This is a genomic window from Streptomyces lonarensis (assembly GCF_012033735.1).
GTDB classification, from domain to species: Bacteria; Actinomycetota; Actinomycetes; order Streptomycetales; family Streptomycetaceae; genus Streptomyces; species Streptomyces lonarensis.
Genome location: NZ_JAAVJD010000231.1, coordinates 1 through 8,443, shown reverse-complemented (window position 1 = coordinate 8,443; position 8,443 = coordinate 1). Strand labels below are relative to the sequence as shown.

The following is an 8,443-nucleotide window of genomic DNA, read 5'->3' as shown; positions in this document are numbered from 1 at the left end:
CCGGTGGGACGCCGTGCTCCACGAGGAGCGTCTCCCGCTGCGGAACTCCGGTGACTCCGCCGCCGAGGCGATGGCGGTCAGCCCGACCCCGCCAGCCCGTGGAGGTGGGCGCCGACCGCCGCCGCGTCGGCCGGGGCCAGCCCCGCGGCGAGCAGCGAGCCGATCAGCCCGGCGAGGACGTCGCCGGTGCCGGCGGTGGCCAGCCACCCGGTGCCGTTCAGGTTCGCCAGTACCGTCCCGCCGTCCTCCTCCCCGGCGTCGGCCTCCCCCGGCGGCGAGGCGATCAGCGTGGTGGAGCCCTTGAGCAGGACCGTCGCCCCCGTCTGCCGGGCCAGCTGCCGCACCGACTCCAGCCGCGCCTCCTCCACCTCCTCCCGGGCCACGCCCAGCAGCGCGGCGGCCTCGCCGGCGTGCGGGGTGAGCACCAGCGGGCCACGCGCCGTCCGCCCGGGGGCCGGGCCCAGCATGCGCAGCCCGTCGGCATCCACCACCGTCGAGACACCGTCGTCGAGGGCGCGGGCCAGCCGCTCCCGGGCCTCCGGCGCGTCACCGAGCCCGGAGCCCGCCACCCACGCCTGGACCCGGCCCGGGCCGATCAGCACCTCGGGGAACCGCGCGAGTACCGCCTCCGCCGGTGGGCCGACGTAGCGGACGGCGCCGGCACCGCCGCGCAGCGCACCGGCGACCGCCAGCACGGCCGCCCCCGGGTAGCGCTCCGAACCGGCGGCCACCCCGACGACGCCCCGCCGGTACTTGTCGCTCTCCGGGCCGGGCACCGGCAGCAGGGCGGCGACCTCCTGGTGGTGCCGGGCCCGGACCACGGGTGTGACCGTGGCCAGTTCCGGGCCGAGCCCGATGTCGACCAGGTGGACGACTCCGGCGTGCCCGCGGCCCGGGTCGACCAGCAGGCCGGGCTTGTGGGCGCCGAAGGTGACGGTCACGTCCGCCCGGACGGCGTCCCCCTCGACCCGGCCCGTCCCGGCGTCGATGCCGCTGGGGAGGTCGACCGCGACCAGCGGCGCGCCGCAGGCGGCGGCCAACCGGGCCACCCGGGCGGCCTCCGGCCGCAGCCCACCGCGGCCGCCGATGCCGACGATCCCGTCGACCACCAGGTCGGCGCGGGCCAGCGGCCCTTCCGCACCGGCCGGTTCGACGGTCCGGCCGCCGGCCCGGCGCAGTGCCGCGAGGCCACCCGCGTGCACCCGCTCGCCGCCGAGAAGGACGGCGAGGACACCGGCGCCGCGGCGCGCCAGCCGCGCCCCGGCGTACAGCGCGTCCCCGCCGTTGTCGCCGCTGCCGACGAGCAGCACCACCCGGGCGCCGGAGACACGGCCCAGGGTGCGGACACAGACCGCGGCGAGCCCCGCCGCGGCGCGCTGCATCAGGGCGCCGTCGGGCAGCCGCTCCATCAACCGCCGTTCTGCGGCGCGGACATCGTGCACGGAGTAGGCGATACGCATGGCCCCAGTCTGGCCCGGCAGCACCTCCGGCGCCCGCTGACCGGGCCGGTGCGGCAACCGCCGTGGGCCTCGTGCCCTCGGACGCGGCGCCCCGGCGACCGGCCCCGCCGGCTCACGCCTCGGCGATGACCACCGCGGACGCCACCCCCGCGTCGTGGCTCAGCGAGACGTGCCAGGTGCGGACGCCCAGCTCCGCCGCGCGCGCCGCGACCGTGCCGTACACGCGCAGCGTCGGCCGGCCGCCGTCCTCGGAGACGATCTCCGCGTCGGTCCACCGCAGCCCGCGCGGCGCGCCCAGCGCCTTGGCGAGGGCCTCCTTGGCAGCGAACCGCGCCGCCAGCGAGGCGACGCCGCGGCGTTCGCCGTCCGGCAGCCGCAGCTCGGCCTCGACGAAGAGCCGGTCCGCCATGGCGGGGGTGCGCCGTAGCGCCCGGTCGAACCGCTCGATCTCCGCGACATCGATCCCGACTCCGACGATCACGCCGCCACCCCGCCCCGGGACGGGCCGGGGGCAGGCCCCGGTGAACGGTCGGTCGCCGGACGGGCGGGGGCGAGGGCCGGTTCGGACGGGGCGTCCGGCCGTTCCGCCGTGCAGGGAGTCATGGTCAGCGAGCCTAGTCAGCGGTGGGCGGGAGCAGCCACCCCGTCACTGCCCACCGCGCGGCCGGGGCGCGGCCCAGCGGGCAGCTGCTCGGGCACTGCCCGGGCGCCGCACGGGGGCCGGTGCGGGCGCCCCGGGGACGGCGCGCGCACAATAGGCGACGTGTCCATGCAATCGCACGCTCGTCCGACCGCCGGCCCGACAGCGGGTGGCGGCCCCGCCACGCCCCCGTCGCCCACGCCCCCGCCGGGCGGCATGAGCCCCTACGTGGACCTCAGCCGCGCCGAGTGGTCGGCGCTGCGGGAGCGCACCGCGTCCGAAGCGCCGCTGGCCGCGGAGGAGATCGCCGGGCTGCGCGGCCTGGGCGACGTCAGCGACCTGGACGAGGTCCGGGAGGTCTACCTCCCGCTGTCCCGGCTGCTCAACCTCTACGTGGGCGCCACACACGGCCTGCGCGGCGCGCTCAACACCTTCCTCGGCGGCGCGGGCGGCGACACCGCGACCCGCGGCACCCCCTTCGTCATCGGCGTCGCCGGCAGCGTCGCGGTCGGCAAGTCCACCGTCTCCCGGCTGCTGCGGGCGTTGCTGGCCCGCTGGCCCGAGCACCCGCGCGTCGAGCTGGTCACCACCGACGGCTTCCTGCTGCCCAACGCGGAACTGCGGCGACGCGGCCTGATGTCCCGCAAGGGCTTCCCGGAGTCCTACGACCGCCGCGCGCTGACCCGGTTCGTCGCGGACGTGAAGGCGGGCCGGCCCGAGGTGACCGCGCCGGTCTACTCGCACCTCATCTACGACATCGTCCCGGACGAGCGGCTGGTGGTCCGCAGGCCCGACATCCTCATCGTCGAAGGGCTCAACGTGCTCCAGCCGGCCCTGCCCGGGGCGGACGGGCGGACCCGGGTCGCCGTGGCGGACTTCTTCGACTTCTCCGTCTACGTCGACGCCCGGACCCAGGACATCCGCGACTGGTACCTCGCCCGGTTCCGGAAGCTGCGCGAGACCGCCTTCCAGGACCCCTCGTCCTACTTCCGCCGCTACACCGAGGTCTCCGAGGAGGAGGCACTGGCCTACGCGCGGACCATCTGGGACACCATCAACGAACCCAACCTGGTCGAGAACATCGCCCCGACCCGCGGCCGCGCCACCCTGATCCTCCGCAAGGGCGCCGACCACACCGTCCAGCGCCTCGCCCTCCGCAAGGTCTGACCCCCGACACGCCTCCGCCCCGCCCCGGACCTGCCGTCGGGGCGGGGGCACGGCCGTCGGTCATCCCCCGTCGGGCGAGGCGGCGCGCCACCGGTGGCGCAGCCTCCCCCACTCCTCGTGGTCGAACTCCCCCAGGTTGAAGAGGCGGTCGATCAGCGAGGAGACGCTGACCCGGAGCAGCGACGCGACGTGCGCGACCGTGTCGAGTTCGCGTGCGGGGGCGGAGGCCGCCGCTAGGTGGCGCCGCAGCAGTCGCGTCGGCATGAGGAAAGCGGCGGCGAACGCGTTGGCCCGCTGCTCGACCGCTCGTGGCGCCCAGGGGCCCGAGGCGACCGCCACCTCGCAGCCCCGGTCGCGGTCCAGGATCAGATGGGCGAGTTCGTGGGCGAGCGTGAAGCGCTCGACCTCCGGACTCCGGCCCCACCGCGTGCTGACGTTGGTGTAGACGGTGGGACGCTGGGTGGGCCCGAAGACGGAGACGGCCCGCACATCGGGGTCGGAGAGGGAGATCTCCTCCCTGGCGACGCCCAACCGCCGGAGCACGGCGTGGACATCGACCCACGTGCCCTCGAGGTCCGGTGCAAGGAGTTCGCACACCTCCTCGCCGAGCACGCCGCCCTGCTCCCCGGCCCGCAGCTCCCCCACCTCCTCCAGGTCCTGAACCGACGGAAGGCGCTCCAGCCACGGTGACGCGTCCTCGACGTGGTTGCGCACCAGCGCCGAGGTGAGCGCGACGGCGTCCTCGCGGGTGGTGGACGGGGACTGTGCGCCGTAGACCAACCGGGCATACGCGCTACCCGCGACGACCAGGCCGGTGGTCCGGTCGTCGCCGACGATGTCCTGCCGCGCACCCTGAGCGGCACCGGCCAGCGCGTCGTCCACGGCGGCGGCGAGAGACCGGTAGCGGCCGGTGTCCTGCCCGAGGCCGGCCAACCACGCCATCCGCTGCGAGGTACGGTCGCTCGCCGAAAGCGCCGCCACCGCCCGGGCCAGCGCCGCCACCCGGGGGGAGTCCGGAACCCTGCGGGCCAGCTCGGCCACCGCTGCGGTCAGCACCGGGTGCAGCACGTCGGCCGCCTCCCGGACCTCGATCTCGTAACGCCGGTGCGGTGTGAGGAAGGCGAAGTTCTCCGGGACGCCCACCAGCCTCTCCGCGCCCGTCGAGACCTCCAGCGAGGACCGGTACCTCCGCAGGTAGATGTCGGGGAAAAGCCCACCCTCGCGGGCCGCACGCACGCTGTGCCGCCCCCACCACTCCGTCCACCGGTCCAGCCACGCGAACTCGTCCGTCTCGGAGAGGGAGGGGGGCGGGGTCCGGCTGACCGCCATCGCCTCGGCGGCGGAGTCACCGGAGTTCCGCAGCGGGAGACGCTCCTCGTGGAGCACGGCGTCCCACCGGAGCGTGAGCCACTCCAGGAGCGGCAGCAGGTACCAGTGGGCGGCCTCGACGACCTCACCCTGCTCCACGTGGGCACAGAGGTTCTCGCCGCCCGCCCACAGGGTGAAAGAGCCCCAGGACGCCGCCATCTCCGGGGTGGCCCGATCCTCGTCGCCGTGGGGGTTGGGCAAGAAGGACACGCCGAACGCGAACTCCGTGGGGCTGCCGGCTCGCAGCTGCCAGTTGGTCACAGTCACACCGGTCACCAATGCTCTCTGACACTGCGCCGGGTGACCAGCTTGGCCGCCAGCCACTGCCTCCGGAGCTTCTCGGGCACACTCCGCCACTCGACGGGGAAACCGTGCCAGCAACCGGGAGCGTGCTCGTGGCCGCAGTAGGCGAGTTCCCCGTCGGTAGCATATCTCTTGCCGGGTTTGTCCGGATCAGCCACGCTCTCCGCCAGAAGCGCAGCGGCGTCGACACCCGGCGGGCAGAGGGAACCCCGCGCCCCGCGCTGCCAGGGTTCCTTGTGCTTGGGATTGGGTTCGTACCGCATGCCTGAGCCCTGCCGCCGTCGAGTCGCCGCCGGGACGATCGTCAGCCACCGGGACCGCCGCCCGCAGCAGAACGACATCCGGCCGCTCATTCCGGTGACTTCGACGCTCGACACAAGTGCGCGCGCCCCCGACACGCCTCCGCCCCGCCCCGGATCTGCCGTCGGGGCGGGTCCGGGTCGGGGCGGAAGGCTGGGCAGCGGTGGGCCGGCCGGGTCAGGAGGCGGTGGCGGGCAGCTCCAGGGAGAGCTCCGACCGCACCACGTCCGCGAGCCGCTCGGCGACGGCCGCCGCCTGCTCCGCGTCGGCCGCCTCGACCATGACGCGGACCAGCGGCTCGGTGCCGGAGGGCCGCAGCAGGACCCGGCCGGTCTCGCCCAGCTCCTGCTCGGCGTCGACCACGGCCGCGGCCAGTTCGGGCGAGGTCGCCGCGCGGCTCTTGTCCACCCCGCTGACGTTGACGAGCACCTGCGGCAGCCGCCGCATCACACCCGCCAGGTCGGCCAGGGTGCGGCCGGTGGCGGCGACCCGGGCGGCGAGCAGCAGGCCGGTGAGGGTGCCGTCGCCGGTGGTGGCGTGGTCCAGGACGATGACGTGGCCCGACTGCTCACCGCCCAGCGCGAACCCGCCGGCCTTCATCTCCTCCATGACGTACCGGTCGCCGACGGCGGTCTGCCGCAGCGTCAGCCCCTCGGCCTCCAGCGCGAGTTTGAAGCCGAGGTTCGACATGACGGTGGCGACCACCGTGTCGTGGCGCAGCCGGCCGCGCTCCCGCAGCGCCAGCGCGAGGACGGCGAGGATCTGGTCGCCGTCGACGACCTCACCGGCCGCGTCGACCGCGAGGCAGCGGTCGGCGTCGCCGTCCACGGCGATGCCGAGGTCGGCGCCGTACTCCAGGACGGCCGCGCGCAGCGGACCGAGATGGGTCGAGCCGTGGCCGTCGTTGATGTTGAGGCCGTCGGGGTCGGCGCCGATGCTGATGACCTCGGCGCCCGCCCGGGCGAACGCCTCGGGGGCGACGCGCGACGCGGCGCCGTGGGCGCCGTCCACCACCAGCTTCAGCCCGTCGAGCCGGTCCGGGAGGACACCCATCAGGTGCGAGACGTAGGTGTCCAACCCGGAGGCGTGGTCGGTGACGCGGCCCACACCGGCACCGGTCGGCCGGTCCCAGGGCTTGCCCTCGGCCAGGTCGCGGTAGACGGCCTCGATGCGATCCTCCAGCTCGTCGGCGAGCTTCAGCCCGCCGCGCGCGAAGAACTTGATGCCGTTGTCGGGCATCGGGTTGTGGCTGGCGGACAGCATGACGCCGAAGTCCGCGCCGAGAGCGCCGGTGAGGTGCGCGACGGCGGGCGTCGGCAGCACGCCGAGCCGCAGCACGTCCACCCCGGCCGAGGCGAGCCCCGCGACGACGGCGGCTTCCAGGAACTCACCGGAGGCGCGGGGGTCGCGACCGACCACGGCGACCGGGCGCCGCGCCTCGGCCCCCGGCGTCGACAGCACCCGGGCCGCTGCGCACGACAGACCCAGGGCCAGTTCCGCGGTCAGTTCCACGTTGGCGACGCCACGCACGCCGTCCGTCCCGAAAAGTCGTCCCACAGTTGTCCTCCGAGCTAGCTGCCGCCCCCGCGCCGTTCACCTCGTCAACCATATCCCGCACGTTTACCCAGGCCGTGGCATGTGCGTACGGGTCCTGTGCGTGCCGTGCCCCACGCGCGGGGAGGGAGCGGGGAAAGACACGCAGGCGGACCACGGCGGCGGCACACGGCCGACACACCGGCCGCGCACCACCCCGCTCCGGGCCGCGACCGGCGGGGCCGGGCGCCGGGAGGCGCCGGGCCGGCCGTGCGCGGCGGCGGGAGAGCGGGCAAAGCCGAAGCCCCGCCGGCGCGTTGCGACCGGCGGGGCATCGTGACGGCGGCGGGTGCAGGCCCCGCCCCCCGTCAACGCTTGCTGTACTGCGTACCCTTACGGGCCTTCTTCAGACCGGCCTTCTTGCGCTCGACGGCGCGGGCGTCACGGGTCAGGAAGCCGGCCTTCTTGAGCGGGCCGCGGTTGTTGTCCACGTCCGCCTCGTTGAGGGCACGGGCCACGCCGAGGCGCAGGGCGCCGGCCTGGCCGGAGATGCCGCCACCGGCGATGCGGGCGACAACGTCGTAACGGTCGTCGAGCTCCAGCACCTTGAAGGGCTCGTTGACTTCCTGCTGGTGCACCTTGTTGGGGAAGTACCCCTCCAGGGTGCGGCCGTTGACCTTCCACTTGCCGCTGCCGGGCACGATGCGCACGCGGGCGATCGCGCTCTTGCGGCGGCCGGTGCCGGCGCCCGGGAGGGGGTCGCCGAAGCGGGCGGACTCGTCCGCGGCGAAGTCCTCGGACGGCGCGGACTCGGTGGTGTACTCCTGGACGTCCGGCACGGCGGCGTCGAGGGTGTCGGTGTCGGTCTCAGTGGTGTTCTCGGCCACGATGTTCCTCAGATTCTCGGTGTCTTAGGGGTGTGGCCGGGACTACTGCGCGACCTGGGTGATCTCGAACGGCACGGGCTGCTGCGCGCCGTGGCGGTGCTCGGGACCGGCGTAGACCTTCAGCTTGGAGAGCATCTGACGGCCCAGGGTGTTCTTGGGGAGCATGCCCTTGACGGCCTTCTCGACGGCCTTCTCCGGGCTCTTCTCCAGCAGCTCGTCGTAGCGCATGGAGCGCAGACCGCCCGGGTAGCCCGAGTGGCGGTAGGCGAGCTTCTGGGTCCGCTTGTTGCCGGACAGGTGCACCTTCGCGGCGTTGACGATGATGACGAAGTCACCGGTGTCGACGTGCGGCGCGTAGATCGGCTTGTGCTTGCCGCGCAGGAGGGTGGCCGCCTGGGACGCGAGACGACCGAGGACGATGTCCTCGGCGTCGATCACGTGCCACTGACGCTGGACGTCGCCGGGCTTGGGGCTGTACGTACGCACGGTCGTAGCCTTCGCTTGTTGAGTGGGTCCTTAACTGGCCGGACACGGGGCCTACGGCCCGGCGCGACACGGTGACGCAACCGTGGCACGGGGCCGAGAAGTCTCGCGGACGACCGCGCAAGGCCCCTCTCGTGAGATCGAGCAAGCCAAACGCATATCGACCAGGCAGAATACCGGGCCCCACCCGGACGGGTCAAAACGGGTCCGGAGCACCACTGCGGCGGGGCACGGCGGCCCCGCCCGAGCGCACCGGCGGCGACCGCGTCGCCGCCGGTCAGCCCGTCGGCGGCGCCCCCCGC

7 protein-coding genes are annotated in these 8,443 nt (G+C 74.7%); 1 reads left to right on the top strand and 6 read right to left on the bottom strand.

What is annotated here, in order from left to right; genetic code table 11:
* Nucleotides 1-77: 77 nt before the first annotated feature.
* Both HCN56_RS21225 and HCN56_RS21220 read right to left on the bottom strand, forming a co-directional pair.
* A complete protein-coding gene (locus HCN56_RS21225) occupies nucleotides 78-1,460 on the bottom strand; it encodes an NAD(P)H-hydrate epimerase (protein ID WP_167973538.1) in 1,383 nt (460 codons plus the stop codon).
* A gap of 112 nt (nucleotides 1,461-1,572) precedes the next feature.
* Nucleotides 1,573-1,941: a holo-ACP synthase gene (locus HCN56_RS21220; protein ID WP_167973536.1), complete on the bottom strand. Its 369-nt coding sequence runs from the start codon at nucleotides 1,939-1,941 to the stop codon at nucleotides 1,573-1,575.
* Nucleotides 1,942-2,316: 375 nt separating this feature from the next.
* Between HCN56_RS21220 and coaA the strand changes: the two genes are divergently transcribed.
* Nucleotides 2,317-3,267 (top strand): type I pantothenate kinase, encoded by a 951-nt coding sequence (gene coaA / locus HCN56_RS21215; protein ID WP_167973535.1) that lies wholly within the window; start codon nucleotides 2,317-2,319, stop codon nucleotides 3,265-3,267.
* Between the two features lie 60 nt (nucleotides 3,268-3,327).
* Here the strand turns inward: coaA and HCN56_RS27310 are convergent, their stop codons facing one another.
* From HCN56_RS27310 to rplM, 4 genes are all read right to left on the bottom strand, one after another.
* A complete protein-coding gene (locus HCN56_RS27310) occupies nucleotides 3,328-4,911 on the bottom strand; it encodes an ImmA/IrrE family metallo-endopeptidase (protein WP_167973533.1) in 1,584 nt (527 codons plus the stop codon).
* Between the two features lie 504 nt (nucleotides 4,912-5,415).
* Nucleotides 5,416-6,795: a phosphoglucosamine mutase gene (gene glmM, locus HCN56_RS21205; RefSeq protein WP_167973532.1), complete on the bottom strand. Its 1,380-nt coding sequence runs from the start codon at nucleotides 6,793-6,795 to the stop codon at nucleotides 5,416-5,418.
* Nucleotides 6,796-7,139: 344 nt separating this feature from the next.
* Nucleotides 7,140-7,658, bottom strand: coding sequence for a 30S ribosomal protein S9 (gene rpsI, locus HCN56_RS21200; protein ID WP_376770907.1), 519 nt, complete (start codon nucleotides 7,656-7,658; stop codon nucleotides 7,140-7,142).
* 42 nt (nucleotides 7,659-7,700) lie between these two features.
* Nucleotides 7,701-8,144, bottom strand: coding sequence for a 50S ribosomal protein L13 (rplM, locus tag HCN56_RS21195; RefSeq protein ID WP_167973530.1), 444 nt, complete (start codon nucleotides 8,142-8,144; stop codon nucleotides 7,701-7,703).
* Between the last annotated feature and the right edge of the window lie 299 nt (nucleotides 8,145-8,443).